General features: G+C 38.9%; 20 protein-coding genes. 11 read left to right on the top strand and 9 right to left on the bottom strand.

Annotated features, from left to right (window positions below; all coding sequences use genetic code 11):
* The first annotated feature begins 99 nt into the window (after window positions 1-99).
* A complete protein-coding gene (locus ABVM49_RS05770) occupies window positions 100-543 on the top strand; it encodes a cytochrome c oxidase assembly factor Coa1 family protein (protein WP_035334805.1) in 444 nt (147 codons plus the stop codon).
* Here ABVM49_RS05770 and bioA read toward each other — a convergent pair.
* The 3 genes from bioA to ABVM49_RS05755 all read right to left on the bottom strand — a co-directional run bounded on the left by bioA (window position 540) and on the right by ABVM49_RS05755 (window position 3685).
* Window positions 540-1805 (bottom strand): adenosylmethionine--8-amino-7-oxononanoate transaminase, encoded by a 1266-nt coding sequence (bioA, locus tag ABVM49_RS05765; RefSeq protein WP_405203411.1) that lies wholly within the window; start codon window positions 1803-1805, stop codon window positions 540-542. The two genes, ABVM49_RS05770 and bioA, sit on opposite strands and share 4 nt — an antisense overlap.
* Window positions 1806-1873: 68 nt before the next feature.
* Complete coding sequence (bioD, locus tag ABVM49_RS05760) at window positions 1874-2506, bottom strand: dethiobiotin synthase (RefSeq protein WP_405203410.1); 633 nt, start codon at window positions 2504-2506, stop codon at window positions 1874-1876.
* 54 nt (window positions 2507-2560) lie between these two features.
* Window positions 2561-3685, bottom strand: a complete 1125-nt coding sequence (locus ABVM49_RS05755) for an aminotransferase class I/II-fold pyridoxal phosphate-dependent enzyme (RefSeq protein WP_405203409.1) — start codon at window positions 3683-3685, stop codon at window positions 2561-2563.
* 145 nt (window positions 3686-3830) lie between these two features.
* On the opposite strand from ABVM49_RS05755, the gene ABVM49_RS05750 reads away from it, so the two are divergent.
* The 4 genes from ABVM49_RS05750 (at window position 3831) to ABVM49_RS05735 (ending at window position 6932) form a co-directional block, all read left to right on the top strand.
* Window positions 3831-5603, top strand: a complete 1773-nt coding sequence (locus tag ABVM49_RS05750; protein WP_405203408.1) for a M61 family metallopeptidase — start codon at window positions 3831-3833, stop codon at window positions 5601-5603.
* 129 nt (window positions 5604-5732) lie between these two features.
* On the top strand, window positions 5733-6239 hold the full coding sequence (locus tag ABVM49_RS05745; RefSeq protein WP_405203407.1) for a hypothetical protein: 507 nt from the start codon (window positions 5733-5735) through the stop codon (window positions 6237-6239).
* 9 nt (window positions 6240-6248) lie between these two features.
* Window positions 6249-6725 carry a hypothetical protein gene (locus ABVM49_RS05740; RefSeq protein WP_405203406.1) on the top strand — a complete coding sequence of 159 codons (477 nt, stop codon included), beginning with the start codon at window positions 6249-6251 and terminating at the stop codon, window positions 6723-6725.
* A 3-nt stretch (window positions 6726-6728) separates the two neighbouring features.
* Window positions 6729-6932, top strand: coding sequence for a helix-turn-helix transcriptional regulator (locus tag ABVM49_RS05735; RefSeq protein WP_035334814.1), 204 nt, complete (start codon window positions 6729-6731; stop codon window positions 6930-6932).
* Window positions 6933-7017: 85 nt separating this feature from the next.
* Here the strand turns inward: ABVM49_RS05735 and ABVM49_RS05730 are convergent, their stop codons facing one another.
* The 5 genes from ABVM49_RS05730 to ABVM49_RS05710 all read right to left on the bottom strand — a co-directional run bounded on the left by ABVM49_RS05730 (window position 7018) and on the right by ABVM49_RS05710 (window position 13609).
* On the bottom strand, window positions 7018-7296 hold the full coding sequence (locus tag ABVM49_RS05730) for a F0F1 ATP synthase subunit epsilon (protein WP_405203405.1): 279 nt from the start codon (window positions 7294-7296) through the stop codon (window positions 7018-7020).
* Window positions 7297-7344: 48 nt separating this feature from the next.
* On the bottom strand, window positions 7345-8853 hold the full coding sequence (atpD, locus tag ABVM49_RS05725) for a F0F1 ATP synthase subunit beta (protein WP_035334816.1): 1509 nt from the start codon (window positions 8851-8853) through the stop codon (window positions 7345-7347).
* A 295-nt stretch (window positions 8854-9148) separates the two neighbouring features.
* A complete protein-coding gene (glmS, locus tag ABVM49_RS05720; protein ID WP_405203404.1) occupies window positions 9149-10996 on the bottom strand; it encodes a glutamine--fructose-6-phosphate transaminase (isomerizing) in 1848 nt (615 codons plus the stop codon).
* Between the two features lie 12 nt (window positions 10997-11008).
* Window positions 11009-12787, bottom strand: coding sequence for a DUF4270 domain-containing protein (locus ABVM49_RS05715; RefSeq protein ID WP_038597730.1), 1779 nt, complete (start codon window positions 12785-12787; stop codon window positions 11009-11011).
* A gap of 9 nt (window positions 12788-12796) precedes the next feature.
* Window positions 12797-13609 (bottom strand): glycogen/starch synthase, encoded by an 813-nt coding sequence (locus tag ABVM49_RS05710; RefSeq protein WP_035325905.1) that lies wholly within the window; start codon window positions 13607-13609, stop codon window positions 12797-12799.
* A 109-nt stretch (window positions 13610-13718) separates the two neighbouring features.
* On the opposite strand from ABVM49_RS05710, the gene panC reads away from it, so the two are divergent.
* The 6 genes from panC to radA all read left to right on the top strand — a co-directional run bounded on the left by panC (window position 13719) and on the right by radA (window position 20264).
* Window positions 13719-14567, top strand: a complete 849-nt coding sequence (gene panC, locus ABVM49_RS05705) for a pantoate--beta-alanine ligase (RefSeq protein WP_405203403.1) — start codon at window positions 13719-13721, stop codon at window positions 14565-14567.
* Window positions 14568-14591: 24 nt separating this feature from the next.
* Window positions 14592-14942 carry an aspartate 1-decarboxylase gene (gene panD, locus ABVM49_RS05700; protein ID WP_035325908.1) on the top strand — a complete coding sequence of 117 codons (351 nt, stop codon included), beginning with the start codon at window positions 14592-14594 and terminating at the stop codon, window positions 14940-14942.
* Window positions 14943-14995: 53 nt separating this feature from the next.
* Complete coding sequence (locus ABVM49_RS05695) at window positions 14996-15901, top strand: YbhN family protein (protein ID WP_405203402.1); 906 nt, start codon at window positions 14996-14998, stop codon at window positions 15899-15901.
* A 44-nt stretch (window positions 15902-15945) separates the two neighbouring features.
* Window positions 15946-17091 (top strand): alpha/beta hydrolase, encoded by a 1146-nt coding sequence (locus ABVM49_RS05690; RefSeq protein WP_375252574.1) that lies wholly within the window; start codon window positions 15946-15948, stop codon window positions 17089-17091.
* Window positions 17092-17328: 237 nt separating this feature from the next.
* Entirely contained in the window at window positions 17329-18762 is a 1434-nt protein-coding gene (locus ABVM49_RS05685) for a LuxR C-terminal-related transcriptional regulator (RefSeq protein ID WP_405203400.1), read from the top strand.
* A gap of 131 nt (window positions 18763-18893) precedes the next feature.
* The gene (radA, locus tag ABVM49_RS05680) at window positions 18894-20264 is read left to right on the top strand and encodes a DNA repair protein RadA (RefSeq protein ID WP_298349204.1); all 1371 of its coding nucleotides are present in this window, start codon (window positions 18894-18896) and stop codon (window positions 20262-20264) included.
* 71 nt (window positions 20265-20335) lie between these two features.
* Here the strand turns inward: radA and ABVM49_RS05675 are convergent, their stop codons facing one another.
* Window positions 20336-21370: an aldo/keto reductase gene (locus ABVM49_RS05675; protein WP_405203399.1), complete on the bottom strand. Its 1035-nt coding sequence runs from the start codon at window positions 21368-21370 to the stop codon at window positions 20336-20338.
* Window positions 21371-21387: the final 17 nt, after the last annotated feature.

Here is a 21387-nt window from a genome sequence, read left to right as displayed (position 1 = left end):
TACAATTTCGCGAAAGCGTACCCCATCTATTTTTGAGTTTTCTTAAAAAGAAGTGTAACTTTTACCTCATAACTGTTACCTATCTAAAAATCAATCACAATGGATAATCAAAATGAACTTATAGAGAAGCCTAGCTGGTGGAAACGCAACTGGAAATGGGCTGTACCCGTAGGAGGATGCCTCTCTATAGTCGTAATAGGAGTCATATTAATAGTAGGTGGCGTATTTGCTTTTGCAAATAAAATCAAAACAGCTTCTGGAAGTGATGAGGCGCTGGCTCAAGTACAATCTAACCAAGAAGTGATTGCTGTACTAGGAGAACCTATAGAAAGTGACGGTTTTGGGAGTTTTAATATCTCTTTTAATAATGGAGAAAAAAGAACTAATGCGACAACTCCCATAAAAGGCCCTAACGGAACTGGCGTCATACATATCATCACTAGTGGTGAGGATGATGAGAAAGTGTATGAGGTTTATAATGTCACTATAGATGACAGTGACCAAGTAATTGACCTGGCGCCACTACTGCTAGAAGACAACTAGAAATGATCTAGCGCTTCTTGTATTGCGGTATACACTTTGGCCAGCTCTTCGTCTGTAATTACATAAGGCGGTAGCACATAAATGGTATTACCTAGCGGCCTAAGTGCTACGCCTCGTTGCATAAAAAACTGGTAGAGCTCGTCACGCAGATTGCCATAGCGCGCCATCTCTATAGTAAGATCTATGGCGATTACAACACCTTTTACTCGCACATTATTCACTTTATGATGTGCTTTTACAGTTTCTGCAAATGCCATATGAGCAGCGTTAATACGCTCTCTACTTTGTGTGATTTCTTCGGTTTGCAACACTTCAATTCCTGCAATAGCCGCAGCGCAACCTACGGGATGCGCACTAAAGGTATGTGCGTGAAAAAACCCTTTATGTACTTCCTCACTTAAAAAGCCTTCAAAGATTTCTTGAGTACAACTTGTGATACTAAGCGGAAACATTCCCGCAGTAAGTGCCTTACTGAGGCACATTATATCTGGCTTATTATCTAACTGGTCACAGGCAAAGACGGTTCCCGTCTTTCCAAAACCGGTCATAATCTCATCTGCAATGGTGAGTACATTTGCCTCTCGGCATTTTTTTACAAGCGCATCAAGACCCGCGACCGAGTGGAACTTCATCCCAGCAGCACCTTGTACTAATGGCTCAAAAATAAAAGCCGCACATTTATTTGATGCAAGTATCCCCTCTAGCATAGCCATTACTTCGTCAAGGTTATCATCTTGCGGAGTTGGGATACGTTCTACTTTAAGTAAAAAATCTTCAAAAGGACCGTTATACGAACTCAAACCCGAGGCGCTCATCGCCCCAAAGGTATCGCCGTGAAAACCGTCTTCTAAAGCGATAAGCGTATCTCTCTTATCTCCTTTGTTGTGATAATACTGCAGTGACATTTTGATAGCCGCCTCTACTGCTGTCGAGCCGTTATCATTAAAAAAAACCTTCTCTTGGTTACCCGGTAAAATTTCTACCAACTTTTCGGCAAGGGTAACTGCTGGCGGATGCGTAAACCCGCTGAACATTACAAAATCCAACTGCTGCATTTGTTTATGCATCGCGCTAGTGATGTACTCATTACCGTGACCATACATTGCGGTATACCAAGATGCAATACCATCTATATACTCATTACCAGCATCATCATACATCACGGCTCCTTTTGCGCGTGTAATCACAATAGGATTTCTAGCTGTTTGATGCTGCGTGAGTGGGTGCCAGAGGTGCTTGCTGTCTTTTTCTAGTATAGTCACAATTATAAGTTTAGTGCAAAGTTAGTTAAGGCAATAGCCTTCTTAGTTAGAAAGAATTTAAAAATAGTCTAGAGATTTATTACACTTTCGCGAAAGCGCTCTGCATACTCTGCAATAACATTTTCATCAAAGTAGGGTTCTTCATCAATACGACCTATTACGGTTGCACCACTCATTTTCTTAATTATAGCCTCTGTGGTAGGATGCTCATCTCCAGAAAATATAATACCACCTATCTCAAGATTACGTGCCTTGAGTAATTCAATAGTCATCAATGTGTGATTAATACTCCCTAGGTAATGACGCGATACTACAATCACTTTATCTGTAGGGTTTATTACATCTGCAATGGTTTCGGTTTGATTTATAGGGACTAGTAAGCCGCCTGCACCCTCGATTACAAGTGAGTTTGTGGTTTCTGGTCTTTTGATTTTATCTACGGTAACGGTTACATTATCTATAGCAGCAGCCGCGTGTGGACTCATAGGTGTCTGTAAAGCAAAACTGTTATCGTGATATTGCGATATTTCATTTTTAACTAATCGCTTGACTTTGTGAGTATCACTATTATCAAGATCTCCAGCTTGCACAGGCTTCCAGTAATCTGCTTGCAAAGCCTCTGTAACAATGGCTGCAGCAACTGTCTTTCCTACATCTGTAGAAGTCCCTGTAATGAAATATGTAGCTTGTTTATCTTTCATCCTATATTCTTTTGTAGTTCAACAAAGCTCTTTAATGACTGAGCTTGTTTCTCGCTATAATTGGCTTTTTATTAATTCTAGAAGTTCAGTAACTTCATCTTTACTGTTATATGCGTGCAAACAAATACGCAGGCGCTCTTGACCTTGAGGCACTGTGGGCGATAAAATAGGCTTGACGTTAAAGTTGTTTTCTTTTAGCTTTCGCGAAAGCGTCTTTACCGCATCATTACCACGTATCACACCACAATGTATGGCAGAGTCACTATCTATAAAGAGCTCACCTAAAGCTAATCTTTGTACTTCGGCCTTAAAATGATTTATAAGTTTGCGCAAGTTCACAACCTCTGGCGCATCCTCATTTGTACGTTCTAACAATTGCTCATAAGCACTTAAAATAACGGCAAGTGAATGTGGAGGCAGCCCAGTGGTATAAATAAAAGACCGTGCAAAATTTACCAGATAGCTCCTTAAAGCCTCACTACCTAAAATCGCGGCTCCGTGTGCACCCATCCCTTTACCAAAGGTGATAATGCGTGCAAAAACTTTATCTTCTAGATGTAGTTCTTGTACGAGTCCTGCGCCTTGAGGTCCCAACACAGCGGTTGCGTGCGCTTCATCTATAATGAGGTGTATGCCATTTTTTTTACAGATGTCTGCAATAGCAAGAAGGTCTGGCGTATCACCATCCATAGAAAAAACAGACTCGGTCACAAGGTATAGCTCGATGGCACCTTCTTGATCATCTAGGTGATGCATCTCTCGCAACCTAGAGACCAGCTCTTTTATACTGGCGATATCGTTATGCTTAAACTTATAGCCTCTAGCTGAGCTCATCTGTATACCATCTCGTATACTAGCGTGTATATACTCATCATAGAGTATAAGATCCCCGCGCTGCGGCACACTCTGAAAGAAGCCCACGTTTGCATCATACCCACTATTAAAAACAAGTGCGCTCTCTGCTTTGTGAAAATCTGCTAGCATCTCCTCTGTGCGAGCGTATAGCTTGTGATTACCAGATAGTAATCTACTCCCTGTGGCTCCATTTGCACTGAGCTGCTCTTCTTGCAATATAGCCTGAGCGCGTCCTGTAATTTTCTGGGCGATGCTACTATTACTAGAAAACCCTAAATAATCGTTTGACGAGAAGTCAACGAGATTTGCTGAAGGCGTGAGCACTCGTAGTGCTTGCGTAGCTTTTCGAGTATCTAGTTTTTTCTGTAATTTTTTTGGTAACATATGGTAAAGATACTTCACCAATGTGACATTTTGTAGGGATAGAAGTGCCGTTAGTTTCTTACTTTTAAAATCTAAACTTTCCTTTATGAGATTACTTCATATTGCATTACTCTTAAGCTCCTTTTGTATCGCTCAAACTAATGAGTATAGCATCTCCTTTGAGAATGCCGTACATCACGAGGCTAGCATTGCTGTCACCTTCCCAGAACTTAAACAGAAGACCGTTACCGTACGTATGAGTAGATCATCACCGGGACGTTATGCTATACACGAGTTTGCAAAAAATGTATTTGACTTTAAGGCAACAAACAGTAAAGGAGAAACACTAGAGACAACCAGACCAGATCCATACTCTTGGGAAATTAAAAATCACGATGGAGAAATAAACGTATCCTACACACTCTTTGCAAATAGGGCAGATGGTACGTACTCACAAATAGATGAGTCACACGCACACCTCAATATGCCTGCTACATTTATGTTTATGGAGGGAGAAGAGCATCGCCCTATCAAGATAGACTTTAATGTAAGAAGAGACTTAAACTGGAAAGTTGCTAGCCAACTCAAAAATGTCTCACAAACAACATTTACAGCACCAGATTTACAATTTTTTTTTGACAGCCCTACAGAGGTAAGTGATTACCAGTTGCGAGAGTTTATGGTAGATGGTAAAAACATACGCTTTGCATTGCATAGTGATGACAGTGCAGAAGATTTTGACACCTACTGGAAAAAGGTAAAAGCCATTGTTCTTGCTCAAAAAGAAGTGTTTGGAGAGTTGCCTGCCTATGATTTTGGCGAGTACACCTTTCTTGCTTGTTACGCTCCTCACGTATCTGGTGATGGAATGGAACACCGCAATAGTACCATACTTACCGACAGAGAATCACTAGCAGCTGGTGGTATGGAAGGCAATATAGGAACGGTTTCTCACGAGTTTTTTCACTCGTGGAATGTAGAGCGCATACGCCCAGCAGATCTCGAGTCCTTTGACTTTACAGCGGCAAATATGAGTGGATCCCTATGGTTTGCCGAAGGTTTTACAAGCTACTACACTAACTTAATTCTTGCCCGCGCAGGCGTTATCACCAGTGAAGATTATGTAAAAGGACTCAACCGAACATTCAACTATGTATGGAACTCGCCTGCCCGCGATTATTTTAACCCGATTGAGATGAGCTACCAGGCACCTTTTGTAGATGCCGCGACCTCTGTAGATCCTGTAAATAGAAACAACACCTTTATCTCATACTATTCTTATGGAAGTGTGCTGGGTCTAGCGCTTGACCTCTCACTCCGCCAGCAAGGGCTTAATCTAGATGACTATTTTAAAGCGGTGTGGAATCAGTTTGGAAAAAAGGAGGTTTCATACAGTATTCAAGATCTTGAAAATGTACTCTCTGGGTATGCGGGTGACGCTTTCGCGAAAGCGTTCTTCTCTCAATATATCTATGATAGTAAGATGCCAGATTATCAAAACCTACTATCAAATGCGGGACTTACAATCACACAAGATAAAAACAAGCCTTATCTAGGACTACGTGTAAACGCGTCTGAAAGCGGATTACGAATTGCTAGCCCAACTTCAAAAGGCTCGCCTGCATATGTTGCAAAGCTTAATAAAGGGGATTTTATAACTGCAATAGATGATGCAGCGATAACTACTGTAGATGCCTATAATGCGCTAGTTAAAAAGCTCACTGTAGGTCAAACGATTGCAGTGACTTATAAACGTTTTGGTAGCGAGGCAACCACAAACCTAACAGTAAGCGCAGACCCTACCTACACCATCGCCACCGATGAAAATGCAGGTAAAAAAGCTCGTAAGCTCAAAAAATACTGGCTACAAGAAAAGTAAAGGCCCATCCTTAAAGGTTATATCCCCAGCACTAAAAATAGTGCTGGGGATTTTTTATGTGTGATTTTTAAATAAAATTATTGTTTTTCAATAATTTTTATATATTTGTTATTGTAAAACGATAATAAAATGAAAAATTTAGCAATTCTTAGAAAACTAATTTCCCTTTACTACTACCTAATGGTAATACTATTTGCGATAGGGCTTATTACCATCCCATTTCTTCTATATCTAGGAAAGAAAACTGAGGTTTCATTTTTTGGTGATCAAATAAACATAAACTCGCTTTCCTCCACAAAAACTGCTATCGTTCTCTTTCTAATAGGCTCGCTATACTTGCTATACTTTCTATCCATTAGGTTGATTAAAAACACAGTGGATATCCTAGCTACTGGTGTATATTTTACACAAAAGGTTATCTGTAATTTTAAAAAAGCAGGCAACTACTTTATAGCGATTGGAATTGGAGCAACTATTGTCAAGATTATCGTAGACCTCCTTGTCCTGAGTGAATTAAAAATAAACATTGATGGTGGGATGCTTGTATTTATTCTCTTTGGGCTTTTCTTTATGTTTTTGAGTGAAGCATTTGCAAAAGCACAGACTATCAATGAAGAAAATAATCTAACCATATAATTTTCTATTATGAAAAACATAAAACTACTTCTGGGCGTGATTGTAGGTTTACTTATTTTAAATCTAGCTAAGGTCATCTTCAATATCACTTTTTTAAACTACTTAGATGATCTTCTCAATGCAGATGGTGAGGGTCATTTACTCATCACAACTTATGTAGCAACTATCATTATATTATGCGCAGCTCACTTACTTGTCGCTAAGGGACTATGGTTTATGATACAATATGGATACTTTAATTTGAGAAGTATAAAGGTGCTCAATTTTGGAGCTGTAGCCTTTATCGCATACGGTATTATTTCTCTTTGCTGGAGATTATACCTAATGAGCTATTTTAATCAAGCTGAAACTAACCAAGCTCCTCAAATGGTTATTAATGCCTTTGAGAATAGCTACACTGTCATATTGGGACTAGCCATCATAACAATTACTACGGTTTTAAAAGATGCACACATCCTCAAATCTGAAAACGATCTAACCATATAACCTATGCCTATAACGATAAACTTAGACAAGGTGCTTGCAGATCGTGAGATGAAGAGCAAAGAGCTTGCTGAAATCATAGGCATCACCACAGCAAACCTTTCTATACTAAAATCTGGTAAGGCAAAGGCAGTGCGTTTCTCTACGCTTGAGGCTATCTGTAAGGCCTTAGATTGCCAACCCGGCGATATACTGGAGTATTCTACATAAAAACTCTAATATTTATTTCCAAAAGAATAAAAAAGCCCAAATTCTCATAAGAATTTGGGCTTTTAATAATGTATGTTAATGCGCTTTAATCTGCTAGCACAATCACTTTATTGTTGTTCATCTCTACAGTACCACTAGCAATTACAAGTGACCACTTACCGTCTGGTGTTTTGGTAAATTTACCTTCTTGACCATCGGCTATAGTAGGATTTCCTTCAAACTTTACAGTACCTGCTCCTAGTAAAGAAACAGTTGCTGCGTGATTATCTAACATTTGGTATTCACCATTAACACCCGGTACGGTAACCGATGATACTTCACCGCTTACTAGAGATGCCTCTGGAGTTACAATTTCTAAATGCATAGTTTATAATTTATAGTACGCTTTCGCGAAAGCGTAATTAAAAATCTCTTAAGCCTCTTGAAGCATTTTTTCTCCTGCTTCGATCGCCTCTTCGATAGTTCCTTTAAGGTTAAATGCTGCTTCTGGAAGGTGATCTAACTCTCCGTCCATAATCATATTAAATCCTTTGATAGTTTCTTTAATATCTACCAGTACTCCTGGGATACCTGTAAACTGCTCTGCTACGTGGAAAGGCTGAGAAAGGAAACGTTGTACACGACGTGCACGTCCTACGGCCATTTTATCTTCTTCAGATAATTCTTCCATACCTAAGATGGCAATAATATCTTGAAGTTCTTTATAACGCTGTAAAAGCTCTTTTACGTTTTGTGCACACTCATAGTGCTCATTACCTAAGATATCTGCAGTAAGGATACGTGATGTAGAGTCTAGTGGATCTACCGCTGGGTAAATACCAAGCTCTGCAATCTTACGTGAAAGTACTGTAGTTGCATCAAGGTGAGCAAAGGTTGTTGCTGGTGCTGGATCGGTAAGGTCATCTGCAGGTACGTAAACCGCTTGTACAGATGTAATAGATCCTCTCTTTGTAGAAGTAATACGCTCTTGCATCGCACCCATCTCTGTTGCTAGTGTAGGCTGGTATCCTACGGCAGATGGCATACGTCCAAGAAGTGCAGATACTTCTGATCCTGCTTGAGTAAAACGGAAGATGTTATCTACGAAGAAAAGTACATCTTTTCCTTGTCCTTCTCCTGCTCCATCACGGAAGTACTCAGCTATAGTAAGTCCAGAAAGTGCCACACGTGCACGTGCTCCTGGTGGTTCGTTCATTTGTCCGAATACGAAAGTTGCTTTTGAGTCTCTCATCGCAGTTTTATCTACTTTAGAAAGATCCCATCCACCTTCTTCCATAGAGTGCATAAAGTCATCTCCGTATTTGATAATACCAGACTCAAGCATCTCTCTTAAAAGGTCATTTCCTTCACGCGTACGCTCTCCTACTCCTGCAAATACAGAAAGACCACCGTGACCTTTTGCAATATTGTTAATCAACTCCTGTATAAGTACTGTTTTACCTACTCCTGCTCCTCCAAATAATCCAATCTTTCCTCCTTTTGCATAAGGCTCAATAAGGTCGATTACTTTAATACCTGTAAAAAGTACTTCTGTAGATGTTGATAGGTCTTCAAATTTTGGTGCGCTACGGTGTATAGGTAAACCTGCATCTCCAGTTTTAGGAAGATCATCCATACCATCAATAGCATCACCTATTACATTAAATAGACGACCATAAATATCTGCCCCAATAGGCATTTGTATAGCAGATCCTGTTGCAACAGCATCCACTCCACGGCTTAATCCGTCTGTAGAGTCCATTGAGATTGTACGTACTGTATTCTCTCCAATGTGTGACTGTACTTCAAGAACTAATTTTGTTCCGTTTGAGTTTGTAACTTCTAGTGAATCGTAAATTTTAGGTAATTCAGTTCCGCTCTCAAAAGCGACATCTACTACTGGGCCTATAATTTGTGCAACTTTACCTGTAACTTGTGACATTAGTCTCTATATTAATGTTTAGCAAAATAATAGCGAAAAACTTGTTGTTTTTCGTCGTGCAAAGATACTGTTTAATTTTTTATGCAAAAGTGTAAAGTGTAAGTTTTTGAAGTGCTTTTTTTAGTGATCATTACGCTTTCGCGAAAGCGTACTAAAAACTAGGGGTTACGGTTATTACCCGTGATAATTTCTATGCCAAAAACTTTTTAGCTCGGCCAAAAAGTAACACATAAAAAAAGGATATTTTAAACTTGAGTTTAAAATATCCTTCTAAAAAATTCTAATTATTTACTACCTACTCTACCGTAACGGACTTTGCAAGATTACGTGGCTGATCTACGTTTTTATCAAGCATCAAAGCGATGTGATAAGACAGTAATTGCAGCGGTATGGTTGCAAGTATAGGTGTGAGTGGCTCAAGTGTTTCTGGTATTTCGATAATGTGATCTGCAAGGCGTTTTACCTCTGTATCACCTTCTGTAACAATACCTATTATTTTACCACTACGTGCTTTAATCTCTTCAATATTACTTACCACTTTCTCATAATGGCCTTTTCTCATAGCGATTACAAAAACTGGCATCATCTCGTCAATAAGAGCTATAGGCCCGTGCTTCATCTCTGCAGCTGGGTATCCCTCTGCGTGTATGTATGAGATTTCTTTGAGCTTTAATGCTCCCTCTAGCGCTACTGGGAAGTTGTACCCACGACCTAGGTAAAGTGCATTAGGCGCATCTTTATATTGTGCTGCTACGAGCTCTGCTTGATCATTACACTTAAGAGCTTTCTCTACCTTTCCAGGTATTCTCTCTAGTTCTTGAAGGTAACTTCTAAACTCTGAGTCTGCCATTTTACCTGTAGCTTGCGCTAGCCTAAGTGCGATAAGCGTAAGTATGGTAATCTGTGTTGTAAACGCCTTTGTAGATGCAACCCCAATTTCTGGACCTGCGTGTGTGTATGCTCCAGCATCTGTAATTCTAGATATAGATGAACCTACTACATTACAAATTCCAAATACAAATGCTCCTTGTTTTTTGGCAAGTTTAATAGCCGCCATCGTATCTGCTGTTTCACCACTTTGTGAGATAGCAATTACCACATCATCTTTAAAGACAACCGGGTTACGATATCTAAACTCTGATGCATACTCAACCTCTACAGGAACGCGAGCAAATTCTTCAAAAATATACTCTGCCACAAGACCTGCGTGCCAAGAAGTACCACAGGCAATAATGATAATACGGCGAGCGTTTTTAAACTTCTCGATATTATCATCAATACCTGCCATTTTAATTATACCTTCTTTCACAAGCATACGCCCACGGAAGGTATCTTTAATAGCTTGAGGCTGCTCATAAATTTCCTTAAGCATAAAGTGATCATAACCACCTTTCTCTATTTGCTCAAGATTAAGCTGAAGCTCCTCTATATACGGATCAACTAAAGAGTCATCTTTAATCTTACGTACTTTTAATTTTTTATGATTGCGTATTACCGCCATCTCACCATCTTTAAGATAGATGGTTTTCTTTGTGTACTCAATAAAAGGAGTCGCATCTGATGCAATGAAGAACTCATCTTCTCCCACACCAATTGCAAGCGGACTTCCTAATCTTGCCACAACAATCTCGTCTGGCTTCGTTTTATCAAACACAGCGATTGCATAGGCACCTATAGTTTGATTAAGCGCTATCTGCACAGCTTTACCAAGCTTTACACCTTCGTTTTTCTTGACATCCTCTATTAAGTTAACGAGAACCTCTGTATCTGTATCAGACTCAAAAGTATAGCCACGCTTAATAAGCTCTTGACGTAGTGGATCGTAATTTTCAATAATACCATTATGTATTATTACTAAATCTCCAGAATTTGAAAAGTGAGGGTGAGAGTTAACGTCGTTAGGCACTCCGTGAGTGGCCCATCTTGTATGACCTATCCCTATACCACCAGTTGTAGTGATATCTGACTCGAGCTTAGCTCGTAAATCTGCGACTTTTCCTTTTGTTTTAGAAAACTTAACGTCCGTTCCATCATATAGTGCTATACCTGCACTATCATAACCTCTGTACTCAAGCCTTTCTAGACCTTGAACAACTACAGGATAAGCATCTCTATGACCTATGTAACCTACAATTCCGCACATATGTATTATTTTTTAAAGTCCTAATGCTATACCGCAAGGGCTAGTAGGATCTATTTCTTCTGTTAGTGTGTAAAAAATTCTTAACCTCAAACGCTTTTCTTCGTTTGGACTCGCACTACCGTGCAATATCGTTCCTTCTGGAGAGATAACAGAAGACAATGGAATTCTTTGTCCATCTTCTGAATCACCCGTACCTCCAATAAGCGCAGTGTTCTCAACAGTTACATTTTGAGAAACCGCTAGCGCGAGACGTACATTTGTAGAATCATTTTGGATAATATTATTGATATGCTGAGTCACTCTAACTTTATAACTTACACCATCACTATCTAAATCATCTTCAACTTCTCTAGTAAGTCTTCCCAAATGATTTATGCGCGTATCAACTGGGCCATTTGTTCCTGTAGTTACATCTATGGCAGCATCTAAAAGCGTACTATTATTATCATAGTCATAAATAAAAACACGTTCTGGCTCTAACTGACCTGCTCCTGCATCATTAAGATCTTCTTGATCTACATAAAAAGTTAAGTTTGCCTCATTTATTAGGATATTACAAGAACGCAAAGCTTCGAGTTGGTCTGCAACACCATCTGCATCTGCATCTGCTCCAAATAAATCTATAAGCGCGATAGAACCATCACCACCTTTAAGGTATAGATTTTCTTCTCCATCTACCGTATTCTGGCTATCATTAAAGGTTGTTGTGCCTATTGGGCTAATTCCAAAATCGTTTGTATACCCTATAGCACGTACACCACTTAAAGAGAGCGATATATCTCCTACACCATCATCTGTAGATTCTCCTGGTTCGCCTGAGTCATCATCTCCTTCAAAGCTATAATATATGGTTACATCTACCCCTGTTAGGTTAAATAGAATAGTACTTCCCTTATCATCTATAGGCTCTGCTTTAAAATAAAGACCTCTAAAATAATCGTTGAATGTATTGCTATTAAGTAGAACTCCTGTGTCTTCTTGATTAATAATAGCTTCTTGCCAGTAAGCAATAACCTCTGCACCTGTTGTTGTGGTATTATCATAAGCCATTCTAATTCTTGGGCTCAACCTGTCAGAAACTTCAAACTCTGGATCTTCTGGTATGTTTCCATCATCGTCAAGAACTGGCTCTGTAAGAACAAGCTCCTCTGCACTTGGCACAAAACCTTCTTCCAGCTCCCCAGCACTGTTAATATCTCTTACTTCAAATAGCAAATCTCCCTCTACACCAGCAAAATCTCCAATCTCATTAGAAAAATATAATGCGGCATCTTCAAAATCTGAATTTGGATCTAAGCTATTTAAAAAGAAGTTAGACCTATAAACAGATAATTTCATCTGTCCTGGTGTATTTCCAAAAATAGAATCTAGTGTATATGTAGAAGCTCCATCATCATCCGTACCTTCATTAGTCGCAAAATATGCTAGTGAAAAGACAACAGAGTCGATAACTGTAGGGTTATCTTCTGTATTATCTCCAAAGTCAGGATTGGTTCTTGACAAAGCCACTTGTGAAAGAAAATTACTCGTAGTAGATCCATAAGTAGGGTCATTGTAATAACCTACAACACCAATTTGAGAACCATTAGTCTGCACTCCATTAAAACCAGAAGCATCTGCATAATTGCGGCTATATGCTGCAACCTCAAAATCTTGAGCTACCTCTGTTTCAAAATTTACTTGCCCTACAATGTCTGTCCCTATAGAACCAAACTCATCCTCACAAGATATAATCAATAACGCAAGGCCCACTACTGCAAGTGCTTGCTTAAATAATTTGTTCAACTTCATAGCAACTATCTATTCTTCTAAAACTTGGGTAGTGTAAAAATCTTCGTATGCCTGAGGAAACTCCTCTTTCTTCTTATACGGCAGAACAGGGATTTTGGTCGTATTTAAAATTTTAAGCAAGTTTTCGTTTAAGTCTTGAGAGCCCACAATGGCTGCATCACTATTTCTAATGGTCACCTTCATTAAGTTTTCATAAGTTGGATCTTCAAGCTCTTTTATAGTCTCTGGATCAACTCCATCAAAAGCAACTTTGTTGAGCAACTCACTATTTAATGAACCTTCAAAACCTTGATTATACACAGATGTAACAATCTTACTTTGTGTAAAAAGTGGCTCGCTGGCATAATATTGCTTTAAGTATAAAGGCAAAAGTGATGCTAGCCACCCTTGAACGTGTATAATATCTGGCGCCCAGTTTAATTTCTTAACCGTCTCCACCACTCCTTTTGCAAAGAAAATAGCACGCTCGTCATTATCAGGAAAAAGATTTCCATCCTCGTCTGTAAAGGTCGCTTTGCGCTTAAAATATTCTTCGTTATCTATAAAATAAACCTGAATACGTTCTTTAGGTATAGATGCAACTTTGATGATAAGTGGCATATCAAAATCATTGATCACAAGATTCATTCCTGATAGCCTAATCACTTCGTGTAGTTGGTGCCTGCGCTCATTAATATTGCCGTAGCGAGGCATAAATATGCGTATTTGCCCTCCCTTGGAATTAACCATTTGAGGAGCTTCAAACGACATAGAGGCAATCTCGGTCTCTGGTAGATAAGGAATCACTTCAGATGACACGTACAATATCCTCTTATCTTTCATATATGTAAAATTAGGTTGTTATTCTATTCAAAAAACACGCAAAAGTACGAATTTTTACGCACTTAGGGTTAATATTAGTAAGTTTGCACCCCGTTAAATTTTTGGTAAAGTGCAAGCAATCACAGCTCATAATCAGATTTCTAAAATCGTCAGTCAAGCAAAAGCGCAAGGTAAAACCGTAGGTTTTGTACCCACAATGGGTGCATTGCACAAGGGTCACGCCTCACTAATAGACTATGCACTCAAAGACTGTGCCCTTATTGTGGTAAGTATTTTTGTAAACCCTACGCAGTTTAATAACGCTACAGATTTAGAAAAGTATCCTAGAACCATAGAAAAGGATCTCGCTTTTTTATCTCACTATGGGTCTAAGGTCACTGTTTACAACCCGTCTCCAGAAGAAATCTATGGGAATAATGTGTCTTCAAAAGGCTATGATTTTGGCCATTTAGAAACCGTAATGGAAGGAGAGCATCGCCCAGGACATTTTGATGGTGTAGGTACCGTTTTAAATATTCTTTTTAGACAAGTTAATCCTCATAAGGCATATTTTGGCGAAAAAGATTTCCAGCAACTCACTATTGTGCGCAAGCTCGTTGATATAGAAAATCTTGATTTAGAAATTATAGGTTGCCCTATACATCGCCAAGAGAATGGTCTCGCGATGAGTAGCCGCAATGCGAGACTTACAGCACATCAACTTGATATCGCTCCTTTCATATACGAGTCGCTATTGTATGTAAAAGATAATTTTGACACACTTTCGGCACGAGAATTGAAAGCATATATCGAGTCTATCTACAAAGAAAAAGATGGACTAGAGCTGGAGTATTTTGAGATTGTAAATATCAAAAATCTTCGTACGCTTTCGCGAAAGCGTAAAAATCAACAATATCGCGCTTTCCTTGCCGTTTATGCTGGCGAGGTGAGACTTATAGATAACATCGCCTTAAATTAAACACCTTATTATTACCTTTGCACTATGCTAGTAAATGTTGTAAAATCAAAAATACACCGCGTTAAAGTAACGGGTGCAGAACTACACTATATAGGAAGTATCACTATAGATGAAGATCTTATGGATGCCTCAAAAATTATAGAAGGAGAACGAGTTCAAATCGTAAATGTAACTAACGGTGAACGCCTTGAAACGTATGCAATACCGGGACCACGTAACAGCGGTGAGATCACTCTTAATGGCGCAGCTGCTCGTAAAGTGGCAAAGGGAGACATCCTTATCCTTATTACATACGCCTTTATGGAGCTAGACGAAGCTAAGGAGTTTAAACCTACGCTTTGTTTTCCTAACGAAGAGACTAACTTACTTAAGTAAGCTTGTTTACAAAAAAACATACAAGCCTTGCGCTTAAAATTATACTCCCACTCGTGGGAGTTTTTTTGGTTTGGTATCAACTCAACGAAATGACTGTGACAGAGCGCAGTGATATGTGGGAAGCTATCAAAACGGTAGACCCTATATGGATAATTATCTCTTTACTTTTTGGGTTGTTTAGTCATTTTTCAAGGGCTTATCGCTGGAAATTTTTGCTAGAACCTCTGGGCTACAAACCTAGATTTCGCTCGAGCTTTATGGCAATTCTCATAGGCTACTTTGCAAATACATTTATTATACGATCTGGAGAAGTACTACGAGGAGTGTCACTGTCACGCACAGATAATATACCCTTTGAAAAAGCTTTTGGAACTATTGTAGCAGAGCGCATTGCAGACTTAATTGTACTCCTCTTGGTTATGGCTACAGCAATCGCATTACAGTCTACTGCTCTTGTTTCTTATTTTAGAGATAATGCAAATCCTATGGGTTTTATTATACTTCTCATTGTCGGGATTGCGACGGGTATCGTAGGGTTAAGATTACTTAAAACTTCCTCTCACTCATTTATTAAAAAGATAAGAGATTTTGGTCTTGGGCTTTTAGATGGCATCAAAAGCATACTTAAGATGAAGCATAATGGTGCTTTTATTTTTCACACGCTCTTCATATGGTTTATGTATATAGGAATGTTTTGGGTAATGAAATTTACAGTACCCGGCATTGCAAGCGCACCACTAGGAGTAATTCTTGCATCTTTTGTAATAGGAGCTTTTGCTATGAGCGCGACTAATGCTGGTATGGGTGTTTACCCTATAGCAATGGGTGCAATTTTTAGCTTCTTTGGTTATGAAGGAGGTATCATTTTTGGATGGTTACTCTGGGGTACTCAAACTATTTTTAACGTGGTAGTAGGAGGTATTTGTGCCTTAATAGTACTCATATTTAATAAAGGCTGATTTTTTTACTACTTTAGGGCTTAGTAATCTAAAACAAGCCCCAAATGAAATTACGTTTTTTCACACTCATTATCAGTTTTTTAAGCCTACCGCTATTTGCACAAATAGACTATAAAGAGCTTTCCTCAGATATTCTAGGAGAGACGAGGCAGCTTAAAATACAACTACCTCGTAATTATGAGGGTAATGTAGATAAAACCTACCCTATTATTATTGTTATGGATGGTGATTACCTTTTTGAGCCTGTCGCTGGTAATGTAGATTACTATAGCTACTGGGAAGAAATGCCTCAAGTAATAGTTGTGGGCATTAATCAAGTAGAAAGTCGCAATGATGACACCTATTATGACGAGGTAAGCAACTTACCATCAGACACAGGTGCTTCGTTTTTTGAATTTATAGGGCTAGAGTTAATGCCTTACCTAGATAAAAATTATAGAACAAGTACTTTTAGAATTGCAGTAGGCCACGATCTCACAGCAAATTTTATGAACTATTACCTTATGAAAGACCCTGCACTCTTTCAAGGATATATATCTCTTAGCCCAGACATTGCTCCTCAAATGGAAGAACGACTTACTGCTAGATTAGGAGCCATCGATCAAAAACTCTTTTATTACCTCGCTACTGGAACCGAAGATATAGGAGCCCTACGCAACTCTATTATCCAGCTAGACAGCCAGATTAAACAAGTTAAGAATGAAAGCTTGCAATACAATTTTGATAATTTTGAAGGAGCAACTCACTACTCACTCGTGGGAAGAGCTATACCAAAGGCATTAGAGCAAATGTTTTCTGTATATAGACCTATAAGCAAGACAGAATACAAAGAACACTTGCTCAAAAGTGACGCTCCGTATGACTATTTAATAGATAAATACGCTACTGTAAAAGACCTCTTTGGCCTAGATGACCCTATACGAATCAATGATTATGTTGCGACTGCAACAGCCTTAGAAAAGAAAGGAGACTGGACGGGGCTTGCAAACCTGGGGCAACTAGCTAGAAAACAATATCCAGAGACTATGCTAGGTAATTACTACCTAGCTTTATCTCTTGAAAAGGCTGGGGAACCTAAGAAAGCGATGCGCACTTATCAAAATGCTTTTCTACTAGAAGAAGTTTCTTTTCTTACTAAAGATCTTATGCTCGATAGAGCAGATAAAATAAAAGAGGATTTTGGCTACTAACCTTGTGTAAAAAACAATAACGCTTACGCGAAAAAATAAAAAGCTACCCACTATTAATGAATAGCTTTTTTTTACACATACATTTCAGTCCCTCAAATGAAATGTATACCACAAAAATCTCAAAAGATTGATGGTTTTGACCTATACCCTAGGTATAGTTTTCACCTAAACCACCGTATTTATTACCAAAAGCACCATTATTCTAAAAAAACTTCATCTTTAACAACCCATTTAGATTTGACAATCCTACTACGCTACATATTACTATTAACCCTTCTCTTGACCACTAGCTTCACTACTCACAGTCAAAAAGTAGCAGATGCTCTAGAGGTAACTTCTTTTGAGTACATAAGAGATGTAAATAATAGTATCACAAAGTCCACCCTTCTAACAGAAAACTTCAAACCAATAGATCAAAAAGATTTAAACTGGGGAAGCCAGAATGGATGGTACTGGTTTAAAATCACGCTAGATCTTAAAAAAAGTAAAGAAGGCGTTTACCACTTTAAAGTTCCCTCCATTCACATTAAGAATTTCTCTCTTTATCAAGTATCAAATGACACTTTAAAACACCTAGGCACCTCTGGAAATAATATTGACATTAAAAAAAAGCCAGAGCTTGAGAGACTCACAAGTGTACCTGCAACAATGCAGCAAGGAAAAAACACATTTTATATACAGACTTTTTTCTGGCACGAGGCTTACTTTCCACTTACCATTGTAGATAATATTACTTACCAGCGCAATAACTTTACATCGCTTGCATTTTTTGGCAGCTATTTTGGTTTTGCCTTATTAGTAATCATCCTTAACTTATTTATGTATTTCACCTTTAATGAAAAGGTGTATTTATACTACGTATACTTCCTGTTTGCCACCTCTGTAAGTATCTTTTATGATGATGGCTTTTTCTCATACTTCTTTCCAAGTCTCATAGATTACTATGATTTCCTAGAGATGTTATTACACTGGATTTGTGGGCTTACAGCACTATTATTCTGCTTTACATTCTTGAGAATCGAAAAGGTGCTTCCTGGCATTAAAAAATGGTTTTATATAGCCCTATTCATATCTGCTGGATTTTATGCTGGGAGTTTGCTGCTAGATAACTTCTATCTATTTAGATACGCAGGGTATATGATGTCTTCATTACTTGTTGGTTGCTGGCTACTTTGCTGGTATATAGCTAGAAGATATAATTATGCATACATACTCGTAGTCGCATACCTCATATTGCTCTTTTCTTCTATAGGTCACTTTGCTGTGCGAGTAACTGGTTACCAATTTATTGAGATTACTTCAAATCAAGTAAAATTTGGTGGTATTATAGAAATGCTCATTCTAGGCACAGCACTACTATATCGCTTTAAATTTATAAAAAGAGAAAACCACGACATACGTAACCAGTTAGAACACTATGTAAAAGAGTTACAAAACGTAGCAAACACAAAAGAGCAAACACTCCAAGAGAGTGTAGATCAAATCAGTATAAGTCACAATCTTTCTAAGCGCGAGACCGAAGTACTCTTAGAGCTCTCTAAAGGTTTCACAAATAAACAAATAGGAGAGGCCTTACACATCTCTATAGCTACGGTAAAATTTCACACTAGTAATATTTATGCAAAACTAGATGTGTCTAATAGGTCAGAAGTAATAAAGAAGGTAACCTAATATGCTTACGCTTTCGCGAAAGCGTACTCATACCCCCTACAACCTTACTCACCATCTTGTGCATATCTTACTGCCGTATCACCAGTATTACATCATATGATTTCCTAATTTAGCCAAAAGCTTTTCTCTCAATGGCCAAAATTAAAACCACCTTTTTCTGTCAAAACTGCGGGACCCAGTATGCCAAATGGCAGGGGCAATGCAACGCCTGTAAACAATGGAACACCATCGTAGAGGAAGTAGTACAAAAAGCCGATAAGAAAGATTGGAAAAGCAGCACTACCAAAGTTTCAGGACTCACAAGAACAAGCAAGCCACTTAAAGTAGCAGACATCTCTACCGCCTCTGAGGCGCGTATGAATACAAAAAATGGCGAGCTTAACCGTGTGCTGGGTGGTGGGCTTGTACCAGGATCACTTACACTCTTAGGTGGAGAACCAGGTATAGGGAAAAGTACACTGCTGTTACAAATAAGTCTTGCTCTACCTTATAAAACACTATATGTTTCTGGTGAAGAAAGCCAGCAACAAATAAAAATGCGAGCAGAGCGCATACATCCAGAAAGCGACCAGTGCTACATTCTCACTGAGACAAAAACCCAAAACATCTTTAGACACGTAGAGGAGGTACAGCCAGATATCGTGATTATAGACTCTATACAAACACTACACTCAGATCATATAGAGAGTACAGCAGGCAGTATTTCTCAAATACGAGAAACCACATCAGAGCTTATACGCTTTGCAAAGGAGACAGCAACGCCAGTGATTCTTATAGGTCACATCACAAAAGATGGTAATATAGCTGGCCCTAAGATACTGGAGCATATGGTAGATACCGTACTACAGTTTGAAGGAGATCGCAACCACGTATATCGCATACTTAGGGCACACAAAAATAGATTTGGGAGTACCAGCGAGCTTGGTATTTATGAGATGCAAGGCTCCGGTCTGAGGGAGGTAAGTAACCCTAGCGAGATACTCATATCAAAAAATGATGAGGAATTAAGCGGTACAGCCATTGCCACTACAATGGAAGGAATGCGACCACTAATGATAGAGATACAAGCACTTGTGAGCACCGCAGTATATGGAACACCACAACGTAGCTCTACGGGTTATAATGTAAAGAGGCTCAATATGCTTCTAGCCGTGCTTGAAAAACGAGCTGGATTTAAACTAGGTGCAAAAGATGTGTTTCTTAACGTGACAGGAGGTATCTCTGTAGATGACCCTGCGATAGATCTTGCCGTGGTAGCAGCCGTATTATCAAGTAATGTAGATATCCCTGTAGATAAAGCAATGTGCTTTGCTGCAGAGATTGGGCTTGCAGGAGAGGTAAGACCCGTAAACCGCATAGAACAACGCATTCTGGAAGCAGAGAAGCTAGGTTTTACCAGTATTATTATTTCAAAATACTGTAAAATACCAGATAACACCTATCATATAAATGTGATAAAAGTGGCCAAGGTGCACGATGTCGTGAGACACTTATTTGGGTAATTACGCTTTCGCGAAGGCGTAAAAAAAACGCCACCCTAGGGTAGCGCTTCTTAATAAGATGTACAGTATATTTATGGTGCAGGGTTTGGTATCGCCTCGTGTACCTCATCTATAGCCTTAAGAACCTCTTCAGAAAGGGAAACAGATGCACTGCCTATGTTTTCTTTAAGCTGTTTCATACTGGTAGCTCCTATAATATTTGCCGTAACAAATGGCCTATCATTTACAAAGGCAAGCGCCATTTGTGTAAGGATTAAACCGTGACTATCTGCAATTACTTTATAACGTCTTGTAGCCTCAAATGAGTTATCACTATGATAGCGACTGTAGTTAGGAAACAAAGTAACACGCGCATCTTCTGGATAACCATCAAGGTATTTACCTGTAAGTTGCCCAAAACCAAGAGGTGAGTATGGCAGTAAGCCTAACCCTTCTCTATGTAACACCTCTGTAAGACCTACCTCGTCTGTGCGATTAAGTAAGCTATATGGGTTTTGTACCGTTACGGCTCTAGGAGCTCCTTTACGAGCTTCTTCCATAAATCGCATTGTCCCAAAAGGTCCTTCGTTTGATAAACCTATATGCCTAATTTTACCCTGCTTTACATAGGTGTCGAGACTTTCTAAAATGGTTGCAATATTATCTTCCCACTGCTCGCTACTGTCGTGCTTGTAACCTCGTTGCCCAAAGTAGTTTGTATTGCGCTCTGGCCAGTGTAGTTGATAAATATCTAGGTAATCTGTTTGTAGTCTTTTTAAACTCTTGTGTAAAGCATCTTCTAGTGCTTCTTTTGAAAAACCTAGGTTATCTCTTATAGGTTTAAAAGTAGGACTAGGACCCGTAATTTTTGACGCCAGCACAATCTTATCACGATTCTTATTTTTTGCAAGCCAAGTCCCAATAATAGCCTCTGTAGATCCTTGATTTTCGGGTTTAAAAGGGACACTATACATCTCTGCAGTATCAATGAAGTTTACTCCATTATCAAGCGCATAGCTCATTTGCTCGTGTCCTTCTGCCTCAGTATTTTGACGTCCCCACGTCATAGAGCCTAGACATATTTTTGATACTTCTATATCTGTATGCGGTATTTTATTGTATTGCATTTGTTGTGTCTTAAAAC

This window comes from Dokdonia sp. LLG6352-1, assembly GCF_045055815.1.
Taxonomy (GTDB): domain Bacteria; phylum Bacteroidota; class Bacteroidia; order Flavobacteriales; family Flavobacteriaceae; genus Dokdonia; species Dokdonia donghaensis.
This window is presented reverse-complemented; position numbering and strand designations above follow the sequence as displayed.